This is a genomic window from Roseibium sp. R5, assembly GCF_055755305.1.
In genome coordinates, this window is record NZ_CM146910.1 from 5,194,573 (window position 1) to 5,221,454 (window position 26,882).

General features: G+C 57.5%; 21 protein-coding genes. 12 read left to right on the plus strand and 9 right to left on the minus strand.

The window, feature by feature from the left end; translation table 11 throughout:
• Nucleotides 1–83: 83 nt before the first annotated feature.
• Complete coding sequence (locus AC0J4F_RS24280; RefSeq protein WP_473025025.1) at nucleotides 84–317, plus strand: hypothetical protein; 234 nt, start codon at nucleotides 84–86, stop codon at nucleotides 315–317.
• Nucleotides 318–608: 291 nt separating this feature from the next.
• Nucleotides 609–2,699: a fatty acid cis/trans isomerase gene (locus tag AC0J4F_RS24285; protein ID WP_473025026.1), complete on the plus strand. Its 2,091-nt coding sequence runs from the start codon at nucleotides 609–611 to the stop codon at nucleotides 2,697–2,699.
• Between the two features lie 11 nt (nucleotides 2,700–2,710).
• Here the strand turns inward: AC0J4F_RS24285 and AC0J4F_RS24290 are convergent, their stop codons facing one another.
• Entirely contained in the window at nucleotides 2,711–3,595 is an 885-nt protein-coding gene (locus tag AC0J4F_RS24290; protein ID WP_473025027.1) for a LysR substrate-binding domain-containing protein, read from the minus strand.
• A 170-nt stretch (nucleotides 3,596–3,765) separates the two neighbouring features.
• On the opposite strand from AC0J4F_RS24290, the gene AC0J4F_RS24295 reads away from it, so the two are divergent.
• The 3 genes from AC0J4F_RS24295 to AC0J4F_RS24305 are packed head-to-tail and all read left to right on the plus strand — an operon-like array spanning nucleotide 3,766 to nucleotide 8,089.
• Nucleotides 3,766–5,382: a GMC family oxidoreductase gene (locus tag AC0J4F_RS24295; protein WP_473026466.1), complete on the plus strand. Its 1,617-nt coding sequence runs from the start codon at nucleotides 3,766–3,768 to the stop codon at nucleotides 5,380–5,382.
• Nucleotides 5,379–6,866: an aldehyde dehydrogenase family protein gene (locus AC0J4F_RS24300; RefSeq protein ID WP_473025028.1), complete on the plus strand. Its 1,488-nt coding sequence runs from the start codon at nucleotides 5,379–5,381 to the stop codon at nucleotides 6,864–6,866. Before AC0J4F_RS24295 ends, AC0J4F_RS24300 begins: the two co-directional genes overlap by 4 nt.
• An 11-nt stretch (nucleotides 6,867–6,877) precedes the next feature.
• Nucleotides 6,878–8,089 (plus strand): mandelate racemase/muconate lactonizing enzyme family protein, encoded by a 1,212-nt coding sequence (locus tag AC0J4F_RS24305; RefSeq protein ID WP_473025029.1) that lies wholly within the window; start codon nucleotides 6,878–6,880, stop codon nucleotides 8,087–8,089.
• Between the two features lie 18 nt (nucleotides 8,090–8,107).
• Here the strand turns inward: AC0J4F_RS24305 and AC0J4F_RS24310 are convergent, their stop codons facing one another.
• From AC0J4F_RS24310 to AC0J4F_RS24335, 6 genes are all read right to left on the minus strand, one after another.
• Nucleotides 8,108–8,578 carry a c-type cytochrome gene (locus AC0J4F_RS24310; protein ID WP_473025030.1) on the minus strand — a complete coding sequence of 157 codons (471 nt, stop codon included), beginning with the start codon at nucleotides 8,576–8,578 and terminating at the stop codon, nucleotides 8,108–8,110.
• Between the two features lie 3 nt (nucleotides 8,579–8,581).
• A complete protein-coding gene (locus tag AC0J4F_RS24315; protein ID WP_133948116.1) occupies nucleotides 8,582–9,238 on the minus strand; it encodes a L,D-transpeptidase in 657 nt (218 codons plus the stop codon).
• A 1-nt stretch (nucleotide 9,239) separates the two neighbouring features.
• Nucleotides 9,240–9,710, minus strand: a complete 471-nt coding sequence (locus AC0J4F_RS24320; RefSeq protein ID WP_473025031.1) for a DUF411 domain-containing protein — start codon at nucleotides 9,708–9,710, stop codon at nucleotides 9,240–9,242.
• 356 nt (nucleotides 9,711–10,066) lie between these two features.
• The gene (locus AC0J4F_RS24325) at nucleotides 10,067–10,441 is read right to left on the minus strand and encodes a hypothetical protein (protein WP_133948118.1); all 375 of its coding nucleotides are present in this window, start codon (nucleotides 10,439–10,441) and stop codon (nucleotides 10,067–10,069) included.
• Between the two features lie 123 nt (nucleotides 10,442–10,564).
• A complete protein-coding gene (locus AC0J4F_RS24330) occupies nucleotides 10,565–12,688 on the minus strand; it encodes a putative bifunctional diguanylate cyclase/phosphodiesterase (protein ID WP_473025032.1) in 2,124 nt (707 codons plus the stop codon).
• Nucleotides 12,689–12,983: 295 nt separating this feature from the next.
• Complete coding sequence (locus tag AC0J4F_RS24335; RefSeq protein WP_473025033.1) at nucleotides 12,984–15,146, minus strand: malate synthase G; 2,163 nt, start codon at nucleotides 15,144–15,146, stop codon at nucleotides 12,984–12,986.
• 245 nt (nucleotides 15,147–15,391) lie between these two features.
• On the opposite strand from AC0J4F_RS24335, the gene AC0J4F_RS24340 reads away from it, so the two are divergent.
• Both AC0J4F_RS24340 and AC0J4F_RS24345 read left to right on the plus strand, forming a co-directional pair.
• On the plus strand, nucleotides 15,392–16,306 hold the full coding sequence (locus AC0J4F_RS24340) for a DMT family transporter (RefSeq protein WP_306149538.1): 915 nt from the start codon (nucleotides 15,392–15,394) through the stop codon (nucleotides 16,304–16,306).
• Nucleotides 16,307–16,393: 87 nt separating this feature from the next.
• Nucleotides 16,394–19,042 (plus strand): cation:proton antiporter, encoded by a 2,649-nt coding sequence (locus AC0J4F_RS24345; RefSeq protein WP_473025034.1) that lies wholly within the window; start codon nucleotides 16,394–16,396, stop codon nucleotides 19,040–19,042.
• A gap of 474 nt (nucleotides 19,043–19,516) precedes the next feature.
• Here the strand turns inward: AC0J4F_RS24345 and AC0J4F_RS24350 are convergent, their stop codons facing one another.
• Nucleotides 19,517–20,512 carry an L-threonylcarbamoyladenylate synthase gene (locus tag AC0J4F_RS24350; RefSeq protein WP_473025035.1) on the minus strand — a complete coding sequence of 332 codons (996 nt, stop codon included), beginning with the start codon at nucleotides 20,510–20,512 and terminating at the stop codon, nucleotides 19,517–19,519.
• A 218-nt stretch (nucleotides 20,513–20,730) separates the two neighbouring features.
• Between AC0J4F_RS24350 and AC0J4F_RS24355 the strand changes: the two genes are divergently transcribed.
• The 3 genes from AC0J4F_RS24355 to AC0J4F_RS24365 are packed head-to-tail and all read left to right on the plus strand — an operon-like array spanning nucleotide 20,731 to nucleotide 24,199.
• A complete protein-coding gene (locus AC0J4F_RS24355) occupies nucleotides 20,731–22,512 on the plus strand; it encodes an acyl-CoA dehydrogenase (protein ID WP_473025036.1) in 1,782 nt (593 codons plus the stop codon).
• A 41-nt stretch (nucleotides 22,513–22,553) separates the two neighbouring features.
• Nucleotides 22,554–23,300 (plus strand): crotonase/enoyl-CoA hydratase family protein, encoded by a 747-nt coding sequence (locus AC0J4F_RS24360; protein ID WP_209172834.1) that lies wholly within the window; start codon nucleotides 22,554–22,556, stop codon nucleotides 23,298–23,300.
• A gap of 35 nt (nucleotides 23,301–23,335) precedes the next feature.
• On the plus strand, nucleotides 23,336–24,199 hold the full coding sequence (locus AC0J4F_RS24365) for an SDR family oxidoreductase (RefSeq protein WP_473025037.1): 864 nt from the start codon (nucleotides 23,336–23,338) through the stop codon (nucleotides 24,197–24,199).
• A gap of 199 nt (nucleotides 24,200–24,398) precedes the next feature.
• Here AC0J4F_RS24365 and AC0J4F_RS24370 read toward each other — a convergent pair whose 3' ends face one another.
• Nucleotides 24,399–24,716: a hypothetical protein gene (locus AC0J4F_RS24370; protein WP_473025038.1), complete on the minus strand. Its 318-nt coding sequence runs from the start codon at nucleotides 24,714–24,716 to the stop codon at nucleotides 24,399–24,401.
• Nucleotides 24,717–24,861: 145 nt separating this feature from the next.
• Here AC0J4F_RS24370 and AC0J4F_RS24375 point away from each other — a divergent pair, with 145 nt between their 5' ends.
• Nucleotides 24,862–25,917, plus strand: coding sequence for an ankyrin repeat domain-containing protein (locus tag AC0J4F_RS24375; RefSeq protein ID WP_473025039.1), 1,056 nt, complete (start codon nucleotides 24,862–24,864; stop codon nucleotides 25,915–25,917).
• Between the two features lie 107 nt (nucleotides 25,918–26,024).
• Nucleotides 26,025–26,831, plus strand: coding sequence for a mechanosensitive ion channel family protein (locus AC0J4F_RS24380; protein WP_473025040.1), 807 nt, complete (start codon nucleotides 26,025–26,027; stop codon nucleotides 26,829–26,831).
• The last annotated feature ends 51 nt before the right edge of the window (nucleotides 26,832–26,882 follow it).

The window sequence follows — 26,882 nt, forward strand, 5'->3', positions numbered from 1 at the left end:
CGAAGGCTGTTGGAATTTCACTTTGTTGCGCAACATCTTGACACCTTACCTTAAGGAAGCCCCGAAGCCAGTCATCGCCACTGATGGCGAAGAAGAAAGGCAAATTTGTGTTTGGTGGATTTGAACATCCCTGGCTGGATCCTCTCTGGAGGCGGATCCTGATCGTCGGCTTTTGTGCAGCCTGGACGGGCGTGGAATATTATGATGACAACCAAACCTGGGCGATCATCGTAGGGGCAATTACGGCTTATGCGTTCTACGGGTATCTCATCGCCTACAAAGGCTCGACAACGAAACCGCCTGAAGATCAGGTATGACGGGAGATGCCACACGTGTTGAGCCCCTATTTGGCACTCCTTAAAGGCACAACCTTCAGCAGGGTCAAACCCGCTCTGGCGTCGGTGGGGCTTGGCCTCCTGATTGTCAGTCCTGCGCAGGCGCAACACTCCCCTCAAACGCAGGTTCAGGATGTTTTAAACAACCGCTGCGTGGTGTGTCACGGCTGCTATGATGCCCCCTGCCAACTGAAACTGTCTTCCCCCGATGGATGGGCCAGAGGAGCGAGCAAACAAAAGGTCTACAAGTCTTCCCGCCTTGATGATGCGCCAATGACTAGGTTGAGGATCGATGCGAAGACTGTTCCAGAATGGCGGCAAAAGGGATTCTTTCCGGTCACGGGAACATCAGAACAACCTTCGACGCTGGTACAATTGCTGCAGGCCGGGCGCGACAATCCGTTTAAACTGGGCGCGGCATTGCCAGACGAAGTTGAGCTCGGATTGAACCGGGACACGTCGTGCCCTGCGCCAAATGAAACGGCAGACTATCTGAAAGATCATCAGTTTGGCGGTATGCCTTACGGGATGGCTCCGCTTCCAGAAAGCGACTACCGGATTTTACTGGCCTGGGCCAAGGCCGGGGCGCCCGGTGCCGTGGAGCCGGTTTATCTCCCACCAGATGTCTCGGCACAGGTGGCTGAAATCGAAGGGTTCTTCAATCAAACGGCGCTGAAATCGAAACTCGTTGCCCGCTACATTTACGAACATCTGTTTCTGGCGCATCTGCACCTTGAAGGCGATCAGCCGGACCGCTTTTTCCGTTTGATCCGGTCCAGAACTGCACCGGGTGAACCGGCCGATGAAATTGCGTCACGCCGCCCCTTTGATGATCCGGGCAGCCGTTTCTTCTACCGTCTGATCCCATTAAACGAGACGATCCTGCACAAGCAGCACATCGTCTATGAAATCGGACAGAAGCGGCTTGCCCGCTACACCGAATTGTTCCTGAACACAGACTGGTCGTTAGATGCGCTTCCGACCTATTCCACGGCCGCCGGCGGCAATCCGCTCTCGACCTTCGCGGCAATCCCGGCCCGCAGCCGCTATCAATTCCTGCTCGACAATGCTCTTTATTTTGTTCGCTCGTTCATCCGTGGACCGGTGTGTTATGGCCAGGTCGCGGTGAATGTGATCGAGGACCGCTTCTGGGTGTCGTTCCTCGACCCTGATGCCGACCTTTCTGTGACCGACCCTGATTATCTTCCACAAGCAACACCCATACTTGAACTGCCGGTCGCCGTCTCAGACAGCTCGATTTCGGGGCGGATGCGTAATTTTCTGACACTTGGCCCCATCAAGTATCAGGAGTTTCGGCAGGCCCGCTACAGGCATGCCGCTCGGACAACCGGCGGCTTTAGTTATCAGGACATTTGGGACGGGGATCGCAGCAACCTTGATGCCCGGCTGACCGTTTACCGGAACTTCTCATCCGCGTCTGTGGTCCGGGGCTTCGCCGGCTCCATACCTGAAACAGCCTGGGTGATCGATTTCCCTCTGTTCGAACGGATCTACTACAATCTTGTCGCCGGGTTCGACGTCTTCGGAAATGTAGAACACCAACTGACGACCCGGCTTTACATGGACAGTCTCCGCCGGGAAGGCGAACGGATGTTCCTGTCCTTTCTGCCTCCCAAAAGCCGGGATCCGCTCCACAACTCCTGGTACCAGGGGACCCTCGTTTCCCTGGTCGACCGATGGAAAGAAGCGCCTCTCGATACAAAAACACCAACCGGCATAACTTTTCAGACCCAAACACCAAAGGCCGAATTTCTGAACGAACTCCTTCAGATTGAGCCGGGCCTTTGGCCGAAAGTCGACCCGATCAACCGTTGCGCCGGGGACGCTTGTGCTTCGCCTGAGACACCAGCCGGCCAGTTGCGTCCGCTGACGGTAAAACCCGCGCCTTTTGCCAAGTTCATGCCCGATATCGCCGTGCTTGTTGTGGAGCGCGCGGAGAACGACGAGATCTACACGCTGGTGCACGACATGGCACACAGCAACGTTGCCTTCGTCTTCAACGAGGATTTGCGCCGCAAGCCGGAAGATGACGCGTTGACGATTGTTCCGGGCCAATTCAGCAGCTACCCGAATTTTATCTTCCAAGTGAAAGAGGCTGCGCTGCCCGAGTTTGTCGCGGCATTGAGCGCGGTTCGCAGTCAGACAGATTTTCAGGGAGTAGTAGAGACCTTCGGCATTCGCCGGACACATGCAGAGTTCTGGATGGTTTTTGATCAGGTTCAAGCTGCCTTGGACGCTCAAGATGCTGTTGAAGCCGGTCTTCTCGATCTCAATCGCTATACCGACCCGAAAGTGACAGATCCGATCGAGCGCCTCTTCGGTTTCACCTTCAATTTTGACTAGAGCCCCGGGCTCTAAGCCCGCATTTCCCGGATCAGCCAGTCGCAAAAGGCCTGAGCCTCAGGGCTCAAGGCTTGGCGCGGTCCGGACGTCACCAGATAATAACTGTGCCGGCTTGTGATGACCTTGTCCGTAGAGCGAATGAGCCGACCGCTTTCCAGATAGGGTTTGGCGAGCGTTTCCAAAACGAGTGCATGGCCATGACCAAGGGCCGCCAGCTCGAGGGCAGACAGAGTTTGGTCTACCTGCAGCCCTGACCGCCCCGGAACTGCTAAGCCATAAAGACGGAAAAAGCTCTCCCATGTATCCAGAACGCCCATGATGTCGAGCCGGACAGCCTGACTGAGCTGTTCCACGTCGCTCTTCGTGCTGTCCAACGCAAGATCAGGATGGCAAACGGCGATTACGGGATCGTTGACCAGGAACTCAACAGCGCCGTCACTCCAGGTTCCATCGCCAAACCGCACATCGATCTCAAAAAGATCCGGATTGAGGGTCTCAGCCCAGGCGGCGGAGATCATTTGCACATCAATACCGGGATTCTCCGACTGAAAAACCGCAAGCCGGGGGATCATCCAGAGGTGCCCGAAACTGGACAGGCAGCGGAACCGGACCGGCTTGCGCTCGCGCCCGCCAAAGACAGAGACCGTTGCAATTGAGAGATCGGAAAACGCCTTTTCCACCGACGGCAGATAGGTCTGCCCGAGCCGGGTTAGTTTCAACTCCCGGTGCAGGCGATCAAACAATGGATATCCGAGTTGCTGCTCCAGCTGGCGCACCTGATAGCTGACAGCGGCCGGCGTAATCAGGAGTTCTTCGGCAGCACGCGTGAAATTTCCGAGCCGGGCCGCTGCTTCGAACGCTCTCAACCACGGCAAGGGCGGAAGGTTATAGGCCATCCAAGGTTCTCAGCCGCTGGATTGTGTCGAAGATCGCTCCATTTCTCATTGTGCGCCCGTTGCCTCTTTCAAATTTTTTCAATGTTACACCAAATGATTTTTCGCTTCAGGCTTTTTGCAAACTCATCGACAGTTACTGGAGCGATCAAATGACCGGAGCAGATCCGACTTTGCAAACTGCCGATTACATCATTGTGGGCGCCGGTTCGGCGGGCTGCATTCTGGCCGAACGTTTGAGTGCGGACCCCGGCACGACGGTGCTGCTTTTGGAAGCGGGAGGAGCCGACGATTCACCGTGGGTTTCACTGCCACTTGGCTACGGCAAACTCTACGCAGATCCAAAACGCACCTGGCAATTCATGACCGAAGCTGACAGCGGACTGAATGGCCGGTCGCTCTATTGGCCACGCGGCAAAATGCTCGGCGGTTCCGGGTCTATCAATGCCATGGTGTATTGCCGAGGCTTGCCGCAAGACTACGACGACTGGGAAAGCTCAGGCGCAAATGGGTGGTCATGGTCCGCGGTGCGTGAAACCTTCGAGCGCCTGGAAACAAAGACCGGTGCGGATGGGAGTAAGCGGGGCAGCGGCCCGATCAACGTTCAGGACATCTCCCGCGAGATCCACACGCTGAACCGTCATTTCTTTGCTGCGATCACGGAAACCGGCTTGCCTTTGTCGGAAGACTTCAACGGCGATCAGCCCGAAGGGGCCGGGATCTACCACATCAACACGAAAGCCGGACTTCGGTGCTCTTCGTCTCGCGCCTTTTTGCACCCCGCCCTCAAACGCCCAAATCTGACAGTGCGCACGGCCGCGCAGGCAAAGCGCATCCTCTTTGAGGGAAAGCGCGCAACCGGCGTTCAATTGGTATCCGGCGAAGTTTTGACCGCCCGCCGGGAAGTTATTTTGTCTGCCGGTGCGATCGCCTCACCTCAACTGCTTCAGCTCTCTGGTGTTGGACCGGGGCAGCTTCTGCAATCGCTCGGCCTTCCGGTCGTCCAAGCCAACGACAATGTGGGCGGAAACCTGCAAGATCACCTGGCCGCGAACTACACCTTTCAGGCCCATGAACCAACGCTGAATGCGGTTCTGCGGCCACTTATCGGGCAAATGCGCGCAGCGTTCCAATATGCCCTGTCGCGCAAAGGCCCCTTGGCCCTGTCGGTCAATCAGTGCGGTGGCTTCCTACGCTCGCGCAAGGAGCTCACCCAGCCGGATCAGCAAATCTATTTCAATCCGATCAGTTATCAAATGAAATCCTCCGGCGGTTCCTCCCGCTTTACCCTTGATCCCTTCAACGGCTTCATCATCTGCGCCCAGCCGGCGCGTCCGACCAGCCGGGGCCGGATCGATATCAAGAGCGCAGACTGTTCTGTGGCGCCATCTATTCAGCCGAACTCCCTGTCAACGGACGAGGATCGGAACACGGTTATCTCCGGCGGCAGGCTTTGTCAGAAGATCATGGCGAGCAAGGCCTTACAGGCGATCGTCGCCCGGCCTACCGGACCAGACCTTTTGAAGCTGGACGATCAAGGCCTCCTGGACGATTTCCGGTCCCGTGCCGGGACGGTCTATCATCCTGTTTCAACGTGCCGGATGGGTGCGAGTGCCCAAACGTCGGTTGTCGACAACCGTTTGAAAGTTCACTGTATAGAGCGCCTCCGTGTGGTAGACGCGTCGGCGTTCCCGAACATTACCTCCGGCAACACCAACGCCCCCACAATGATGCTTGCCCTGAAGGGCGCTGACATAATTCTGGAAGATCACAAAAGAGCCTCCGCATGACTGTTCAAGACCTTGCCGCCAACTACCTTTCCACCGGACACATTAATGGCCTCCCAGATGGCCATTTCATAGGCGGGCGGTTCACTTCCGCCTCTGACCGGAAGATGGAAAGTTTCGATCCAGCCCGTGCAGAGGCCTTTGCCGAGTTTTCGCTCGGCACCGAGGCCGATATGGACACGGCAATCGAGGCCGCCGAGAAAGCCGCCAAAAGCTGGGCCCGTGCGCTGCCGTCCGAACGCTGCCGCATTCTGAACAACGTCGCCCGTGTCTTTCGCGAAAACGCAGATCGCCTCGCGGTCCTTGAAGTCCTCGACAGCGGAAAGACGCTGGCAGAGGCCCAAGGCGATGTTCAAAGTTCTGCGCGGCTCTTTGAATATTACGCCGGTGCTGCCGACAAGCTGGACGGCCGGTCGGTGAACCTTGGCCCGGACTTGACCGCCTTTACGGTTCGCGAGCCGGTGGGTGTCACCGGCCACATCATTCCCTGGAACTATCCAACGTCCACATTTGCGCGTGGCGTTGCCCCTGCCCTCGCCGCGGGCTGCTCTGTTGTTGCCAAGCCCGCAGAGACGACACCGTTCACCGCACTTGTGATGGCTGAGCTCCTCAGCGAAGCTGATGTGCCGGACGGACTGGTCAACGTGGTGACCGGCCTTGGGAGCGATGTTGGCGCCAAACTTGCCCGGGATCCCCGGATCAAGCAGCTGACCTTCACGGGCTCCGTCACCACCGGCGTGAATGTCGCCCAGACGGCAGCCCCGAACGTCACCCGGCTTACGCTGGAACTTGGCGGTAAGTCCCCGTTGGTGGCCTTTGAAGATGCGGACCCGGAAAAGGTCGCAGATGGCGCCTATTGGGCGATCTTCTCCAACTCCGGCCAAATCTGTTCCGCGGGTTCACGGCTTATCCTGCACAAATCCTTGCGGAATGAAGTCCTCGCTATCCTGACGGAACGCGCGATCAACCTGAAAGTGGGCCATGGTCTGAAGAACCCGGATATGGGGGCGATCAACTCTGATCTGCACCTTGGCCGGATCAAGGCCCATGTCGATGCAGCCAAGGCGCGCGGCGCCAACATCCTGACCGGCGGCGATGTCACCACCGATCCGGAAACCGGTAAGGGCTGGTTTTTCCAACCCACCATTATCGCGGATTTGCGGGCCAACGACCCGGCCGTTCAGGACGAAATCTTCGGCCCCGTCCTGTCAGTGCAGAATTTCGAAACCGAAGACGAAGCCATAGAGTTGGCGAACGGCACGGAGTTCGGCCTGATGGCAAGTGTCTACACGCGCGACACTGGACGCGCGATGCGGGTTGCCCATGCGCTCGACAGCGGTCAGGTTTCGGTCAACGATTATTGGGCGGGCGGTCTGGAACTGCCCTTTGGTGGCAATAAGAAATCCGGCTATGGCCGCGAAAAGGGCTGGGAAGGCCTTGATGCCTACACCAAGGTCAAAGCCATCACGATCAGCAACGCCAGCTAATACGGTTCGACATGAAACTTTGCGATATCGAAACCTTCGTCGTTGGCAACCCGCCGCCCCGCCACGGTGGGCGGTACTTCATCTTCGTCAAGCTGGTGACCGAGTGCGGTATCACCGGCTACGGCGAGATCTACAATGCCACCTTTGGGCCGCACCTGGTGGCACAGATGGCAGTAGACGTCTTTGAGCGCCAGTTTGCTGGCGAAGACCCGCATCATATCGAAAAGCTGTGGCACAAGACCTACGGTGCCGGATATACGCAGCGTCCGGATGTGACCGTCATGGGCGTGCTGTCGGGTCTGGAAATGGCCTGCTGGGACATCATCGGCAAGGCGGCGGGCAAACCCGCCTATGAGCTGCTCGGCGGCAAGGTGCATGAGCGGTTGCGTTCCTACACTTATCTTTATCCGGCCGACGGCGATGTTTATCCGGACCCGGATAAACCCAACGTCTATAACGACGCGGATATGGCCGCTGAAGCAGCGGCCAAGGCCGTCGACCAGGGCTTTACAGCCGTAAAATTCGACCCGGCCGGCGCCTACACCATCTATGACGGCCACCAACCGAGCCTTGAGGATCTGGAGCGCTCCGAGGCGTTCTGCAAACAGATCCGCGCAGCGGTCGGCACAAAAGCCGATCTATTGTTCGGCACCCATGGCCAGTTCACGGTGTCTGGTGCCAAGCGCCTTGCCCGGCGGCTGGAAGCGTACGACCCGCTCTGGTTTGAAGAGCCGATCCCGCCCGAAAAGCCGGAGGATATGGCGCAAGTGGCCCGCTTCACCTCCATTCCAGTAGCAACCGGCGAGCGGCTTTGCACAAAGTACGAATTCTCGCGTGTTCTAGAGACGGGAGCGGCCAGCATTTTGCAGATGAACCTTGGCCGGGTTGGCGGACTTCTGGAGGCCAAGAAGATCGCGGCGATGGCGGATTGCCATTCGGCGCAAGTCGCTCCGCACCTTTATTGCGGGCCTTTGGTGGCCCTCGCCAACATCCAGCTTGCGACCTGCTGCCCGAATTTCCTGGTGCTGGAATCAATCCGCACCTTTGACGGGTTCTTCGCAGACCTTCTGAAAACACCGATCCGCTGGGAGAACGGCTACATCATCCCGTCAAAAGAGCCGGGCCTCGGGCATGATCTCAACGAAGATGTTGCCCGCGCCAATCCCTACACCGGCACCGAGCTCCATCTGGGTTTTCAGGAAACGCCAGCACTGCCGCTTTAGGAAATACCATGAGGCTGGTCAGTTTGTGACTGCATCAAGCGCATCGTGCCTGGCCCGGACATCTTCGGGCCAGCTTGCCTTGATGAAAGACAGCACAGCAATGATCTCATCGTCCGTTAGCACGCCCTCATAGGCGGGCATGGCTGATTGGTAATTTTCAAGATTTGCAGCCTCGGCAACGCCGTACTTGGTCATGTCGAACAACAGCTGCGAGGAATGGTGCCAAGTGTGACCTGAGACGTCATGAGGGGGCGCCGGCAGGAGTCCATCTGCTTTTGGCGTTTGCCAATCCGCCTCCCCTTCCAGTTTTGCCCCGTGACAGGCCGCGCAGGTCTCGTCGTAGATGTCCTTCCCGCGCGCAACCACGTCAGCATTTTCAGGCTTAAGCAAGCCGGTGTTTTCATTGCCTGGCAACACAAACAGAGCGGCGGCGCCGAAGCCCGCAATCAAGGCCCCGGCGATCGCCAGAGAGTGTAACGGTTTCCCCACGACCTAGATCACGACGATCTGGGACCCCACCGGCACACGGCCATAAAGGTCGATGATGTCCTGGTTCATCACACGGACACAGCCGCTGGAAACAGCAGACCCAATCGTCCAGTATTCAGCTGTGCCGTGGATCCGGTAGAGCGTGTCGACGTTGCCCTGATAAATATAGAGCGCACGCGCACCCAGCGGGTTTTCCAGACCCGGATCCATTCCGCCGTTCTTCCAGCTCCACTGCTCAAGCTCCGGCTCGCGCTGGATCATTTCCTCCGGCGGGACCCATCTTGGCCATGGCGCTTTGCGGGCAATTCGGGCGCGGCCCGACCATTCGAATCCGGCTCGGCCAAGACCAACACCGTAGCGCATGGCCATGCCATTTTCCTGGACCAGATAGAGATAATAGTTGGAGGTATCGACGATCAGCGTGCCGACACGCTCGGGCGTGTTGTAACGCACTTGCTTGCGGTAATAACGCTCCGGAACCTTGTTCAGATTGATCGCCGGGATTGGAAACCGTTCTTCCGGCATCGCCCGGTACATGGATAGATACGGTGAGACCGGCGGCGCAGCCGGCGGTGTCGTCGTCGACACGCAGCCGGAGACGGCGAGCCCTGTCAGGCTCGCCGAACCGGCAAGAAATGATCTTCTTGTCAGCAAAGACACGTTACTTAACCTCGCCCATTTTCATATAAACGCGTGGTGTTGCACCAGGTTCCATCGGCAAGGCGTGGACCAGATATTGAGCCGCGGGATCGTATTCCATTCCGAGTGACCCCATCGGCATCCCGGCAACTGCCAGCCCGCGAATGTCGGGGCGCTCACTCATCAGTTTATCCATCGCTTGCAAAGGGACATGACCCTCCAGCACGTACTTGTGCTCATCGCCAAGCACAGCCGTGTGGCAGGCCTGCAAATCGCCCGGAACGCTGGCCTGCTTCTTGATGGAGGTCAGATCTTCCATGTCGCGGATCTCGACCTTGTAGCCGGCCTTGGCAACCTCTTCCGCCCAGATGTGGCAGCACCCGCACCAAGGGGTCTTGAAGACTGTGACCGTGCGTTCTTCGTCCGCCATCGCCGGAGCGGCCAACAGCGCTGCCGCAAGGGCGCCTGCGCGGACCAGTTTGTGATTAAGCATTGGATTTGTCTCCGTGTGTGCGGTTGTCACCGCTTCTTTGGTGGACACATCCCCCCATGAAGCGATGCATGATCAAATGCATCGCCAAACAACCGGCAAGCGGCAAAACGGGCCAGAAGCGATCGGCAAACGACGCACTGGCTGGCGCACTTGCAAGAACAATAGCCATTCCCGCGGCCATCATTAGGCAGCACGCCAGCATGAAGAGCGAACGGGGACTGGCATTCTGCCGCAGCCGATCGAAAGCGAACCGGCTGCGCAGCGGCGAAACGTTATGAGAGGTGAGCATCTTGCTCCCTTTCTGTCTGAGTAACTTGGGCTGGCGAGCGCCGGCAGATGTCCCGGAAAGTCCGGTCTCAGACAGATTGGGGCGGGTGATCAGCGACGGCGGGCGCTGCCATCGTGAGCGTCTTCCCAGTGTTTTCGTGAACCCGGACGGAGCCGGGTACCACCAAGCCGGGCGGCAGGGGCAAGACGGAGGCGCAGTCGCTTGAGCATTTGCTGCCGGCATGCGGCGCAGCATCGCTGACTTCCTGGCCACAGCAGGCCATGACTTCCTTCAAGTCCGCCGTCTGCGCAGGCAGATCGACGTTGTTCATGTCCTCAAGCACGGCCGCTACAGAAAACGATCCCACTTGGCCTTTCCAATCGGACACGTTGAATGCCGCCGCCGGCACACCGTGCACCGCGGTGAAAAGAATCAGCAAAAGGACCGTCAAAAACGAACGCATGAGACCGCCCTATCGCAGTTGTTTCTGAAAAGCCAGTCCCGGCTGGATGAAAATCACTCACTTCATCGAGAGCGGGCGGGCACAGCTGTGGCAAGAACCATTTCGATGGGCCCCGGCCGGTTATCAAGCAACTCTGGCGGGCAGAAGCTGGAGAGCAGGTTTTACAGCTGACTTTGACATGGCAGATTTGGTTTCTGTTTCTAAAACCTCTTGCGGCTGCTTGGCCCCGCTGTTGATGCGATGGCGAACCTCGGAAGCCGGCATGGGTTTTCCAAAATAAAAGCCTTGAACCTCTTTACAGCCGTGATGCTTCAAAAGCCGCAAATGTTCCTCGGTTTCGGCACCTTCGGCAAACACCGGGATATTCAGGCTTTCACTCAAGATGATGGTTGCCCGGACAATCGCTTCGGATTGCGCGTTCGTGCCGAGGTCCTTGATGAATTCCCGGTCGATCTTGATCTTGTCGAACGGGAAGGCTTGCAAGGTGGCCAGAGAGGAGTAACCCGTCCCGAAGTCATCCATTGCAATGCGGACGCCCAGCCGTTTCAGTTGCTGGATCACCTGCAGCGCGTGGTTCGTATCTTCAATAATACCGGTTTCCGTGATTTCCAGTTCCAGGCGAGACGGATCCAGACCGCTTTCCTTCAAGGCGTTCGCGACCACATCCGGGAAATTCGCGTCAGACAGCTGGATCGGAGCAACATTCACAGCAATCCGGATTGGCTTGGACCAGCCAGATGCTTCAAGACACGCCGTCCTAATAACCCAGGCTCCGATTTCCAGGATCTGGCCGGTTTCCTCAACTATCGGAATGAAGGCGAACGGGGGAACCAATCCACGTACCGGATGATTCCAGCGCAGGAGCACTTCGGTCCCCGTCACGTCATGGGTCTGGACATCATTTTGCAATTGATAATGTAGAACGAACTCATTGTTCCGTAGTGCCTTGCGCAAATCGATCGCAAGCGCACTTTGGTCTTTCACCTTGTCGTCTTTAGCCGGGTCATAACACTGGGCAGAGTTGCCACCTTCAGAGCGGGCCCGGTGCATCGCGCGTTCGGCCGCGGAAAAGAGCTCCTCGGCATTTTGCGCATGTTCCGGAAACAGTGCATAGCCAACTGCGCTGTCTACATGAACAGCGTCATCACCGGCGCAGAAGGGCATAGCAACGATCTTCTGAATGCGCTTGCACAGATCAAGCAAATAGCCGCGATAATAAACCGGCTTGCCGACAATAACGAATTCGTCACCGGCAACACGGGCGACATATTCATCCTGATCCAAATGGGTCGACAGATTACGGGCAATGTGCCGGAGAAGCGCATCTCCGGTCGTGTGGCCCAAGGCTTCGTTAACCGCCTTGAACCGCGACAGGTTGCAGGTCACAACAACAACGCGGGCATTGTCGAGGGCAACACGTGATATCAAGCCGTCCGTAAAGAGCTCGACCCCCTTGCGGTTGGGCAGACCTGTCAACGGGTCCTGATGCGCGATCTGCGTGATCTGATTGTTCGTTACTTCGGCATTGGCCGTGTCGATCGAGTAGGTGATCATCGCGCTTAACAACAGGACGCTCATCGTGAAAGCGACACCCATCCCAACCAACTGATTGGAGACAAGATCAAGCCCTTCCGCATCCAGCCGGAGCGGAAGTATGTTCATCCCGGCCATCGCGGTAAAATGCATGCTGCCGACGGCAAGAATGAAGGCTAGCGCTGCGCCATATTTGCAATAACGCGTCACGGGCCGCGCGATCCGGCTGGTGGAGATCATGCCGAAGACAGCTGCCAACACAACGGAAACGACCACAAACAGCGTATCAAGCTGTGAAACCCCGGAGACGCGCATGGCGTGGATGCCGGTGAAATGCATGGCTGCGATCGAAAGTCCAAACACGGCACCACCAACCTCGATCAAGGCAGATCGCTGTGTCAGGCTGCCCAACCAAAGGCCAAACGTGGTTCCAAGGATCGCGATAACAAGAGATGCCGCTGTGAGCGTCACATCATAACCGAGGATCAACGGGCTTTCGTAAGCCAGCATGGACACGAAGTGCGTGCTCCAGATGGTTCCGCCTGCAATCATGCCGGACAGAAACAACCACATGTATTTCAAGCTGCCTTGCGTTCTGCGGACCCGCGCGTAGAGGCGCATCGTCAGGACAGCCCCCACGACAAGGATTGCAACAGCAAGCCCAAGCGAAAAAGGGTCATGGTCAAAGGCGATGCAAGACAGGACAGTTAGCATTTAGATCTCCAAGTCCGGATATCCTAGCGGGAACCAGAGATCTCTGTGTAAATGTACGTATCAGACTGAAGGTTTGAATAACAACTTCTTAAACCCCCTACTGCGTTGATCTAATTGTATTTTCTTTTATCAACACAACAGTGTAAAACAGTTTCCACTGCGTAGAAAAGGTCAATCGTTAACGATTGACAGGCCGGATGTTCTGCCGGTTCGCTTAAATTTAATTCAATATCCAAAATAAAACCCCCGCCCGGCATTCGGGCGAGGGTTTCTGATCTTCAGAGTTGCCGGTCAATCAAGCGGCCGCTTTGGCCTTGAACTCGATCCGGCGGCGGTGAAGAACCGGCTCCGTGTAGCCATTCGGCTGTTTCGTACCTTCCAGAACAAGCTCGAGGGCCGCCTGAAACGCAACCGAACCGTCGAAGTCATCCGCCATCGGCCGGTACAGCGGGTCGCCCGCGTTCTGGCCGTCCACCACCTTGGCCATCTTCTTCATCGTCTCAACGACCTGCGCTTCGGAACAAACGCCATGGCGGAGCCAGTTGGCAATGTGTTGCGAAGAAATCCGCAGGGTCGCACGGTCTTCCATCAGGCCGACGTTGTTGATGTCCGGAACCTTGGAACAACCGACACCCTGCTCGACCCAGCGGACAACATAGCCAAGAATGCCCTGTGCGTTGTTGTCGAGCTCGGCTTGAATGTCCTCCGGTGCCCAGTTCGGACGTTCGGCGACCGGAATGGACAGAATGTCGTCCAGTTTCGCGGCATCGCGCGATTTCAGCTCGGCTTGGCGGCCTGCTACAGATACCTTGTAATAGTGAAGTGCATGCAGCGTTGCAGCGGTCGGCGACGGAACCCACGCCGTGTTTGCTCCCGACATAGGATGGCCGATCTTCTGATCGAGCATGGCGTTCATGAGATCAGGCATCGCCCACATGCCCTTGCCGATCTGAGCATGTCCCGGAAGACCGCAAGCAAGTCCAACATCAACATTGTTGTTTTCGTAAGCGCCAATCCAGGTCGCTGCCTTCATGTCGCCTTTGCGGATCATCGGGCCGGCTTCCATGGAAGTGTGCATTTCATCACCGGTCCGGTCGAGGAAGCCGGTATTGATAAAAAACACACGGTCCTTGGCCTGGCGGATGCACTCCTTGAGATTCACCGTGGTGCGGCGCTCTTCATCCATGATGCCCATTTTCATCGTGTTGCGCGCCATGCCCAGCGCGTCTTCGACACGATTGAAGATTTCGCAGGCGAAAGCGACTTCTTCCGGGCCGTGCATCTTCGGCTTTACGATGTAGATGGAGCCCGCGCGGCTGTTGGTGTTCCGGCCGTTCGGGCCAACATCGTGCAGGCCGATCAGTGCGGTGATCATGCCATCCAGAAGCCCTTCCGGAACTTCGTTGCCGTCCTTGTCCAGAACCGCGTCGATGGTCATCAGGTGGCCCACATTGCGCACCAACAACAGGGACCGGCCATGAAGGGACAGAGCGGTGCCGTCCGGAGCGGTGTACTGACGATCCCCATTCATGCGGCGGGTGACCGTCTCGCCGCCCTTCTGGAAGGTTTCTTCCAGATCGCCTTTCATCAGTCCAAGCCAGTTGGTGTAAACGACCACCTTGTCTTCAGCATCGACGGCCGCAACGGAGTCTTCGCAGTCCATGATGGTCGACATGGCCGATTCCAGAACGACATCCGAAATGTGCGCCTTGTCGGTCTTCCCGATCGGGTGCTGACCGTCAACGTTGATTTCAAGATGCAGACCGTTCTTAACGAGCAAGACCTTGTACGGGGATGCAACATCGCCGGAATAGCCTGCAAATTGAGACGGATCCTGCAAGCCGATCGCTCCACTGTCCGTCGCGGCCGACAGAGTGCCGTTTTCAATCGCAAGGCCGGTAATGTCCGCCCAGCTGCCTGCAGCCAGCGGAGCTGCATCATCGAGAACCTTGCGGGCGTAGGCGATCACCTCAGCGCCGCGCGCCTCGTCATAGCCGCCGGCTTGCGGCTTGGAGCCCATGGCATCGGTGCCGTAGAGCGCGTCATAAAGCGATCCCCACCGGGCATTGGCGGCGTTCAGCGCATACCGTGCGTTCATCACCGGAACCACAAGCTGCGGGCCTGCAACAGATCCGATTTCGGGATCAATGTTCTGGGTGCCGACCTCGAACGCTTCGCCTTCCGGAACGAGATAGCCGATTTCTTCAAGGAACGTTTTGTAAGTCGCCATCTCTGGCGTGCCGGGGTTGGCGCGATGCCAAGCATCCAGCTTTTCCTGGAGCGCGTCGCGTTTGGCCAGCAGGTCGCGGTTTTTCGGGGCAAGGTCATGGACAAGCGCTGACAGGCTTTTCCAGAAATGCTCCTGATCAACACCGGTGTCAGGCAAGGCCTTATCGTTCACAAACTCAAAGAGTTCTTTCGCCACTTGCAATCCGTGGGCGTCGACCCGTTCTGTCATAATTTTCTCCAAACGCTTTTGCGGCATTATGTTGATCTTTGTGGGTGTTTTAGCTGTCAAACGCTCCGGGTCAATTGCCAGCGAGCCTTCATGACTTTTTCCTTTTCCGAAATAATCCGCACCATCATCGCTGCAGAGCGAACAATTCGACGCCTCCAAGGCCTTTCCGAAACGCCAACAATCCGCTACCGCTCTAGACCAACACCCCTCCCCGGCTGCCAAATTGGCAGGAAAGAAGACACCTTATGAGTTCGTTTGCCGGACGTATCGGAACCATGGCTTATGGCAATGCCATCCTGTTGTTGATGGCAACCACGCTTCTGTGGGGCGGCAACACTGTGGCCGGACGGCTTGCTGCGGGGGAGGTTTCGCCGATGGTCGTGGTCTTTCTGCGCTGGATCATTGTTGCCGGCCTGCTTGTTCCCTTTTTATGGCCGCGGATCCGGTCCGAATGGCCAGTCATGCGCGGCTCGTTCCTGCGCATGGTGCTGATGGCCGCCTTCGGCTTTGTGGGTTTCAACACACTGTTTTACATCGCAGCGACAGAGACAACGGCGGTCAATCTCGGGATTATCCAGGGATCCATGCCGATCCTGGTCCTCATTGGATCTGTTATCGCATTCGGCTCCAAAGTGCGGCTGCTTCAGGTCGTCGGTATTTTGGCGACATTGCTGGGCGTAACCTTGATTGCGGCACAAGGAAGTCTCGACGTTCTCTTGAGCCTTGCGGTCAATCCCGGCGACGGTGTCATGCTGATCGCCTGCGTGCTCTATTCAGGCTACACGCTGGCGCTGCGCAACCGGCCACAGGTTTCGGGACTGGTCTTTTTTGCCGTTTTGTCCGCCATATCCGTGTTCGCCTCCCTTCCCGGTCTTGCCTACGAGATGGCGACGGACACGGCTCTCTGGCCCGACATGAAAGGCTGGCTGATTGTACTCTACATAGCGCTTGGCCCTTCCTGCCTCAGCCAGATCTTTTTCATGCGCGGCGTTGAACTGATCGGCCCCGCCCGAGCGGGCGTCTTCATCAACCTGGTCCCGATCTTTGCAGCCGTACTTGCTGTCAGCATCCTCGGCGAACCGTTCAAATGGCACCACGGGCTGGCCTTGCTGCTGGTTTTGGGCGGGATCTGGTTGTCTGAACGCAAGGCAGGCAGTTGATGTGGCGGCGGAGTATTTGCAGCTGGTGACTTTAGCGAGTTTGAATTTGCCATAATCAGAGGGCACATTGGCGTCATGGAAACACCAATGATTACGGGCGCCTTTGCGCTTTTGTTGCTGACAATAGCCCTGCTGCAACCGCTGGCCCGCCGGTTCGGTGTGGCGCCCAGTGTGCTGCTTGCCATGGTCGGCACCCTGATCGGGATCATTGCCACATATCTTCTTTATACGCCGCGTACCGACGCCTTTAACACCATTGCAAATGTCTTTGTGAATCCGCCTCTGGATTCAGAAATGATCCTATACATTTTTCTACCGCTGCTCCTGTTTCAGACCTCATTGACCTTGGACGTGCGGCGGTTGTTTGAGGACTGGGCGCCGGTTCTGGTCATGGCGGTTGTTGCCGTTTTCGTGGCAACAGCCTTTATCGGCGCTGCGCTCTACCCGTTGGCCGGCGTGCCGTTGGTGGCTTGCCTGTTGCTCGGCGCAATCGTTGCAACAACTGATCCGGTTGCCGTCGTGGCGATTTTCCGTGACATCGGCGCGCCAGCCCGCCTTGGGCGCATCGTTGAGGGCGAGAGCCTCTTGAACGATGCGGCCGCTATCGTAATCTTCGTTCTGCTTCTTGGCATTCTGACGGGAGATCAGGCCCTGACCGGCAGCGAAGTGGCCATCGCCTTCGCCCGGTCGTTTGTTGGCGGCGTCATTGTGGGCGCGGTTCTAGCGCGCATTGCCGTCAGTTTCCTGCATTTGATGCGCGACCTGCCGCTTGCCCAGGTGACCCTCAGCCTTGCTCTGCCCTACGGCATCTATGTGCTCAGTGATCAGTTTGCCGACGTGTCGGCGGTTGTTGCCGTTGTTGCCGCCGGGATCATCTTCAATCTCTACGGTCCGGCCCGGATCCAGCCGGCCAACTGGAACTTTCTGCATTCGGTCTGGGACCAGATGTCCTTCTGGGCCGCATCGCTCATCTTTCTGCTCGCCGCAATTCTTATTCCGCGGCTGGTCGACGGGTTCGCCCCACTCGACATTCTGCTGCTTCTGATCGTAATCGTCGCGGCCCTCGCGGCCCGTGCTGTCGTGATTTACGGATTGCTGCCCGTCCTCAGCTTCATGAAAGCCGGCGAGGCAGTGAACGACAAATACAAGGCTGTCATGCTGTGGGGCGGCATGCGCGGCGCGGTGACACTTACCCTGGCCCTCAGTGTGTCCGAGCACGCGGCACTGTCGCCGGAGATATCAACGTTTGTCACAAAGCTCGCCACCGGCTTCGTGCTGTTCACCTTGCTGGTGTATGGAACGAGCCTGAAGCCGCTGATCAAACTCCTCGGGCTCGACCAGCTAAACGCACGGGACGAAGCCCTCCGCACCCAGTATTTGGCCCTCACGCTGTCCGACATCCGGTCCGAGCTTGGGGAGGCTGCCAAAGCCTATCATGTGGCACCGCATGTCGCCTCCGTTGTTCTCGACGACTATGAAAAACGCGCCGCCTCTGCCGCTGCAGAGACCAACATGCTGGAAGAGTTGAAAGACAAGGATCGGGTCAATATTGGCCTGATTGCGCTCGCGGACCGGGAACAACAACTCGTCCTGGAACACTTCCACCATAAAACAATCTCGGGACGCGCGGTCGCCGGTTTTCTCGCCATTACAGGCCGGACAAGTGATCTTGCCCGCAGTGAAGGACGGAGCGGCTATCGTCAGGCGAGCCGCGAACCTCTGAAGTTCGGGTTCGGTTTCCGCTTCGCGCAGACTTTGCAACGCCGGTTCAAGATCAACCGGCCTCTGGCACGCCAACTCGCGGCAAGGTTCGAATTCTTACTCGTTTACCGGATCCTCGAAGACGAACTGCTCGTTTTCAATGAACGCCGTATCCGCCCGCTCTTGGGCGAGCGCGTCGCTGACATTTTGAAAGAGACCCTGAGCAACCGGCAAGCTGAGACGACCCAGGCTATTGAGGCTTTGCGTTTGCAGTACCCGGATTATGCCGATGCGCTTGAGAACAAATTCTTGCGCATGAGCGGTGTTCGTCTTGAAGAGACCGCATACGACGAAGCCCGGGATCAGATGTTGGTGGGCACCGAATTGCATCAGGACCTCCTCAGAGACGTGGAGAAGGTTCGGCGCGCTTGCGACTTCCGGCCGAAGCTGGACCTCGGCATGAAGACCAAAGAGCTGGTCCAAGCCCATCCCTTGTTTGAGGGACTGCCAAAAAAACAGCAGAAAGCCATCATGAAAATGATGCGCCCGCAATTCGCGACACCGGGGGAAACCTTGATCCGGACGGGCGAACGCGGCGATGCCGCCTACTTCATCGCATCCGGTGCGGTCGAAGTTCGTACGCCAATTACCACCATTCGCCTCGGCCGCGGTGATGTGTTCGGGGAAATCTCTCTCATGACCGGCGGGCGGCGCAGCGCCGATGTTGTTGCGATTGGCTATTGCCATCTGCTGAGCCTGCGGGCGCAAGACTTCCGGTTGCTGATGGATAAATATCCAGATCTGAAGGCCCATGTGGAAAGCCTGTCAGCCCAGCGCTTGAAGATGAACTCGAAGGCCCAGGAAGCCGAAACCGAAGATCCGGTCGTTCCCCAGTTCAAGGAAAATTCCGACACTGCGGAGGAGTTGGGGCCCGAACACAAGACAGAACCAACTGAGGACAGCAAGACGCCTTCAAAAGAGGCAGACGATGCCGCGGAGGCCACTCCCAACAGAACTCCTGAAGTGGCGACTTGAGAACACAGGCCGCTTCTTTGGTTGGCAGGGAGCAAAAGCCGGGCAAAAAAATGGACCGGCAATTAGGGGCCGGTCCGGTCTGAGGTGCGAGCATCGCTTGCTCGAGGGGAGGTTCATCACATCCAAAATCTGATTTACATAGTAAGTCATGCGAACGGTTTTTTGCCAGCCCTTTGTTCAAGTAAACGCACCTATGGTGTTGATAAGTTTTAGATGATGATCTGTTTTTAGAAGATGGGTGTATGAAATTTTTAACTTCCATTGACAGTTCATTTGCATTATTAACTACGGCAATCCACGCAAGATGAAGACACTACACAGATTAACTTTAGGTGATCCTAAGTTAATGCGAAACATCAACAACCTGATCTGACTTATTGATTTTGGTGAAGTTTAGGGCGCAGTCAAAAACACCGCACTTAACACGCATCTTCTGAAATTTACCCTCACACCTAATGTCGGACGATGGCGAGCTCAACTGCGCGGAGCCGCTGCCCGTTTCAAGCGGTCATTAATCGCCTCGCCAAGTCCAGTATTGGGGATATCTTGCACCTGAATCGTCTTTGCACCGGACGAATCAAGGGTCCGCATGGCCTGGAACAACTGCGCAGCGGCCTCTACGAGATCCCCGGACGGACTAAGATTCGCCTCCGCCAGGGCCTCATCCCGCCCTTCAATCGGATCCACACCAAACGACAACAAGGCCTCGTTTGGCGCAACGGCTCGTGCATGAAGACGCATCTGTGCATTTGGTGCGTAGTGGGAGGTGAGCATTCCGGGCGCTGCAGGCGCCTCCGGTTGATTGTTTGAAGCTGGTGTCCGGACTTTTGTCTGCAGCACACTCTCGATTTCTTCGCGCGCCAGACCACCGGGACGCAACAACGTCACGTGCTCGTCCGTTAAACCGATGATTGTCGATTCAATACCAACCTCACACGGTCCGGCATCAATGACGAAATCGAGCGCGTGCCCGAGATCGGCGATGACATCATATGCCCGGGTAGGGCTGATTTTGCCGGACCGGTTTGCACTTGGGGCTGCCAGCGGCCGACCCGTTTTTTCCGAAAGATACCGCATGATTGGCCCGGACGGGACCCGAAGCGCGACCGTGGTCAGACCTGCCGTCGCCAGATCTGAAATTTCAGAAGCCTTAGTCTTCGGCACAACAAGGGTCAGCGGGCCCGGCCAAAATGCCTCCGCCAGTTTCAGGGCGCGCTCATCAAAAACACCATGATGGCGAGCGGCCTCAAGGTTGGGCAGATGCGAAATGAGCGGGTTGAAACTCGGTCGGCCCTTGGCTTCGAAAATGCGGGCACAAGCGGTGCCACTCGTCGCATCGGCCGCCAGGCCATAAACGGTTTCGGTCGGCACAGCGACCAGACCGCCGTCAATCAGGCTGCGGCAGACGGCATCGGCTTCCGCATCCAATTGCCAGTCACTTGAGCTCAGATTGACGTTCCAGCGCTGCATTCATTTCGTTCCGTTGCTTGCCATTCTGAAAGACTGACCAAAAAGATAAGGACATGCCGCAGCGAAATGGGTTGACGTTTACGTCAACACAGCTACTGTTTGCGTCAATCGGCTGCCAGTAGCGCCTTTTGCGGGCAACCCCGTGTTCCGTCAAGCTTTGGACGGCTGAAAGAAGAAATTTGGCCAAGATAGGCCACCGGGTCTTGGGAGGACCAATCATGTATCGTGCACCAGTCGACGAAATCGCCTTCACCCTCAAACACGTCTGCGGCCTGTCAGACTTGCAGGAGGGCGGACAGCATGCCGAACTCGGCGATGATCTGGTGGATGCCATTTTGAACGAAGCCGGCCGCTTCGCCGCCGAAGAAATTGCCCCGCTCAACAGCGTCGCCGACAAGCACGGAACTCCGCTTGTCAACCGGGAAGTCACAACACCTCCCGGCTGGCGCGAACTCTACCATGGCTGGATCGAAGGCGGCTGGAACGGTCTTTCTGCCAGCGAGGACGCCGGCGGTCAGGGGTTGCCACAAATGCTGTCAGCTGCTGCACTGGAGATGTGGAACTCCGGCTCCATGGCGTTCGCCATCGGCCCCACTCTAACGATGGGCGCTGTGGAAGCCATCGAAAAGCACGCAACGGAAGAGTTGCGGGCAACCTACCTGGAAAAGCTGGTCACAGGTGAATGGATGGGCACCATGAACCTGACCGAGCCACAGGCCGGGTCTGATCTCAATGCGTTGAAAGCCCGGGCCGAACGCAATGACGACGGCACGTACCGGATCTACGGCCAGAAGATCTTTATCACTTACGGCGAGCACGATCTGACCGACAACATCATCCATCTTGTGCTTGCCCGCCTTCCGGATGCTCCAGCTGGAACCCGCGGCATTTCGCTGTTCCTTGTCCCCAAGTTCATGGTCAACGAAGACGGCTCGCTCGGCGCGCGGAACGATGTCCACTGTGCAGGTGTCGAACACAAACTCGGCATTCATGGCTCCCCGACCTGCACCATGGTCTACGGCGACGAAGGCGGCGCGACGGGCTGGCTGATCGGTGAGGAAAACAAAGGCCTTGCCTGTATGTTCACGATGATGAACAACGCTCGGCTCGCCGTCGGCATTCAAGGGCTGGGTGTAGCGGAACGCGCCTGTCAGGATGCCCATGCCTATGCGCTGGAACGCAAGCAGGGTAACGTTCCCGGCAAGAAGGGCGACGGCATGGTCGCCATTGCCCACCACCCCGACATCAAACGCTCCTTGCTCGGCATGCGAACCCGAACCCAGGTCGCCCGCGCGATCTGTTATTCCTGCGCCCATGCCATCGATATGGCCTACACGGCCACCGATCCGGATCAGAAGAAGCACTGGTCGGAACGGGCAGGCCTGCTCACGCCGATTGCCAAGGCGTTGTCGACCGATTTCGGCGTCGAAGTCGCCTCCATTGGCGTTCAGATCCACGGCGGAATGGGCTACGTGGAAGAAACCGGCGTTGCACAGCATCTGCGCGATGCCCGGATTGCGCCGATCTATGAAGGCACCAACGGCATTCAGTCGATCGACCTTGTGATGCGCAAGCTGCCCCTGTCGGGCGGGGATCACATTCGTGGCTTCCTGACCGAGCTGCGTGAGATCGCCCGGGAAGTTTCCCAATCCAACCGGCCCGAGTTCGGTGACACGGCCGAACGCCTGCGCCGGGCCCTAGATGATCTGGAAGAAGCAACCGACTGGATGCTGGCAGCTCAGGCCGATGGACGGGTCGAAGAGGCCCTTTCCGGCGCAACACCCTACTTGCGGCTGGCGGGCCTTGCCTATGGTGGTGTCTTGCTGGCGAAGGGTGCCCTGAAATCAGGCATGGAAAACCGGGCCCTGCGAACTCAGCGCACCATCATGGCGAGAAGCTACGCCATGACGCTTCTCTGCGACACAGCAAGTTTGAAGGAAGACATCGTCGGTTCGTCGGACAGCATCCTGGAGTTCGATCCGGAAGCGATGACCTCTTAAACGCCCCGGCCTTGTAGACGAATACTGAAAGGAATTTCCTCATGATCACGCAGTCTCTTGAAGACGGCGTCAGGACTTTGCGTCTTGATCGTCCGGAAAAAAAGAACGCCTTGACCGGCCAGATGTACACGGATCTGGCGGAAGCGCTGGAAACCGGGAACACGGACGACAATGTGCGCTGCCACCTCATTTGCGGCCAGCCGGAAGCCTTCACGTCCGGCAATGACATCGGTGATTTCCTTCAATTTGCCGGCAAGATGCAGATGTCGGAAACGCCGGTTTACCGCTTTCTGCGCGCGCTTGTTGGGAACAAGAAGCCATTGGTCGCCTCCATCGACGGGATTGCAGTTGGTGTTGGCGCAACGCTCCTCATGCATTGCGACATGGTGTTTGCCAGCCCGCGCACCGTCATCCGCACCCCGTTCATCGACCTGGGTCTCGTCCCAGAGGCCGGGTCGAGCCTGCTCGGTCCGAAAATCATGGGCCATGCCCGCGCATTTGAAATGCTGTGCCTCGGCCGTCCATTCAGCGCCGAACGGGCCTATCAGGCCGGTCTCGTCAATGAAGTCGTCTCTGAGAATGTCGATGATGTGGCTTTGGCCTGCGCCCGGGAAATTGCTGCAAAACCGCCGGAGGCAATGGCGCTTTCCCGTCAGTTCCTTTGGCAGGAAAGCCAGGACCTCAGCGACCGGGTCGATGAGGAAGCCAAGGTGTTCTCCTCCCGCCTGACGTCGCCGGAGGCAATCTCCGCGTTCCAGGCCTTCATGACCAAGAAGTCGAAATCCTGAACAGCCACACAGCAGCTTCCTTGAAGGAGAACACCATGTCCTTGAACGGCAAAACACTCTTCATCACCGGCGCTTCGCGCGGGATCGGCAAAGCCATCGCATTGCGTGCTGCACGGGAAGGCGCGAATGTCGCCGTTGCTGCCAAGACCGCAGAACCGCATCCGAAACTGGAGGGCACGATTTTTTCAGCTGCCGAGGAAATCGAAGCGGCTGGCGGCAAGGCCCTGCCAATCGTGCTCGATGTTCGCGATGATGAAGCGGTTCAAGCAGCCATCGACAAGACGGCGGATCACTTTGGCGGTTTGGACATCCTCGTCAACAACGCCAGCGCGATCCAATTGACACCGCTGCAGCAGACGGACATGAAGAAGTTTGATCTGATGCACCAGATCAACACGAGGGGCACGATGGCCTGCTCGAAACACGCCATCGCTCATTTGAAGAAATCAGAAAACCCGCACATCCTGATGCTGTCTCCGCCGCTGGATATGCAGGAAAAGTGGTTTGCGCCGTTCACGCCCTACTCAATCGCCAAATACGGCATGAGCCTTGTTGTTCTGGGCCTTGCCGGTGAACTGCGGTCCAAGGGGATTGCGGTGAATGCGCTTTGGCCGCGCACCACGATCGCGACAGCGGCGATCAAAAACATAATCGGCGGCGACAAGATGATGCAAACAAGCCGGACGCCGGACATCCTTGCAGATGCTGCCTACGAGATCTTCACGACACCTTCTAAGGAATTGACCGGTAAGTTCCTGATAGACGACACGTTCCTTCAGAGCCGCGGCGTAACCGACTTTGATCAGTACCGTGTGGATCCAACCCAGTCGCTCACCCCGGATTTCTTTGTCCCGGACGAAAGCCCGGCCCCGGCCAGCATGAAACCTGCTACCACCTGAGAAATTTACCAAGGCGGGCTTGCATTTTCAGGCCCGTCCCGGCAATGTCCGCGAGCCGATGAGGGCGGCACCCGGATCCGCGGACAGCGAAAGCACCCTGACACATACCATTGATGCCGGTTTTTCACCTGCGCCCGACACAAGCGGATCGTCCGGGCACGCCAACAGGAGAAAAGCCTTGTCTTCCAAGACGCTTACCTCACTCGATCACTTCCGCAAGGATGCCAGACGCCTCAAAAAGGCGATTGCCAGTGGCGACCGCGCGGCTCTTGCGCGGGCGCATAAATTTGTTTCTGCCGATAAGCCGCTCAGGCATGCCGATTGCCTCCATGTAATCGCGCGTGAAGCCGGACACACCAGCTGGCCGCAGCTCATGCTTGCAATTGAAAGTGCCGCCATGACCCGTGCGGAACGGGCGGAGCGGTTGAAAACGGCACTCTTTGCCGGTCAGCGTTGGGTCACCAATAAGCTGCTGGATGATGATCCCGCGCTCAAAGACGACAACCTCGGACTGCAAATCGCACTCTACGACCTAACCTCGGTGCGCGAAGCAGTCGCGGCCGATCCCAAGCGGGCTCTCGACCCGATTGGTGTTCGGTCCCCCCCTGCTCCACCTCGCCTTTTCGAAAGAAATACACCGGTCCCCCTCGAAACATGCGGACATGCTGGCCCTGGCAGAGTTGCTTCTGTCTCATGGCGCAGATGTCAATGAAGGCTTTCCAGCGGATGCAAACACTGATCATAAGCTCTCAGCGCTCTACGGTGCGTTGTGCCACGCCGACAACTACGAACTCGGAGACTTACTGCTTCGCCACGGCGCAGATCCGAATGACAACGAAAGCCTCTATCATGCCACGGAGCTCGCCCACGCTCGCGCCCTGAAGCTACTTCTGGAAAATGGTGCCAAACCGGATGGCACCAACGCTCTACCGCGTGCGCTTGATTTCAATGACCTCGACAAAGTTCGCATGCTGCTGGAGGCCGGTGCCGATCCGAACCTGCTTGAAGACAATCACCCGAGCGGACAACCGGTGAATACCGTCCCGGCCCTGCACCAGGCAGCGCGCCGTGGATGTTCCGGAGAGGTTGTTTCGCTGCTTGTGTCGTCTGGGGCGGCCCTCGATGCCCGGTGGCAGGGCCATTCTGCCTATGCGCTTGCCAGGATCCACGGCTATACAGAAGCGGCAAGCGCGCTGTCGGACCTCGGGTGCGACACACGTCTCACCCCGGATGAGCAGGCTCTCGCGGCGTGTGCCACTGGCGAGGTTTCTGCAAAGAGGCTCGATCTGAAGGCGCTGACTGATGAAGACAGACGGCTGTTGGTGAGGCTTGCCTCAGAACCCGGACGCCTTCCGCAAATCAAGGCTCTCGTTGCCGGCGGGCTGGACCCAAATGCCACCGATGAGATGGGTTTATCGCCCCTTCATGCAGCTGGCTGGCATGGGCTACCCGAGGAAACTGCATATTTCCTGAGTCTGAAGCCGGATCTTTCCAAAAAGAACGGCTTCGGAGGTGACGCGCTCGACACGGTGCTTCACGGCGCAGAGTTCGCACCGGAAAAACCTGGAGCTGACCATATCAAATGCGCGGGGCTTTTGCTGGAAAACGGCAGTCGGATCTATCCCGACTTCATCAAGGGATGTGGTGACGAGGAAATGGCTGCCTTTCTAGAGACCTGGATCAGCGCGCATCCAGAGAGCCTAGACCACCGGGCCTGATCCGACAAAAAGCGAGATTTGCCACAGGCTTACTTGCTTGTGGCAAATCATTCCGCTACGACATTTTGACAAGTGGGGTGACACGTCAGCTATCGGGGAGACCGTCGATGAACGGCACAATGGAACAGGTAACCGTCTACATGCCTCTGGTGATCAATGCGGCAAAAGCACTGATCGTTCTCATCATTGGCTGGCTGATTGCCGGTGCCTTGTCGAGCTTCGTCCGAAAGCGGATCGTCTCTCACGAACGGATCGACGATACGATAGGCGGCTTCGCGGCCTCTATCGTTCGCTGGCTTGTCCTTCTCGTAACATTCATTGCGGTCCTGCAGCTGTTTGGCATTCAGGCGACCAGTTTGGTAGCCGTCCTCGGCGCCGGTACCCTTGCGATCGGCCTTGCCCTGCAGGGCACCTTGAGTGACATCGCGGCCGGAGTGATGCTCATCATCTTCCGTCCCTACAAGATCGGACAATATGTGTCCATCGGCGGGACCTCCGGAACGGTGAAGGACCTCAACATCTTCGTCACAGAGTTGGTGACCCCGGACAATGTTCAGATCATCATGCCCAACGGCCAGGCATGGGGCACGGTCATCACCAATTTTTCCGCGCACCAGACTCGCCGGCTCGACCTGACTTTCGGCATCGACTACGGCGATGACGCGGACAAGGCGATCCAGATCATTCTCGACACCGCCACTGCGGATGCGCGCGTCCACAAAGACCCTGAGCCCTGGGTGCGTGTGACAAATCTCGGTGACAGCTCCGTGGATCTAGGTGTGCGGCTTTGGTGCGACGGGGGCGACTATTGGGAACTGAAATTTCACATACTGAAGTCTGTGAAAGAGGCTTTCGACGCGGGCGGAATTTCCATTCCCTACCCGCACCAGGTGGAAATTCAGAAAGCCGGATAGACCGGCCTGGAATAAGCTGCCGGAATTGAGATGGCTCATTGACAGATCTGA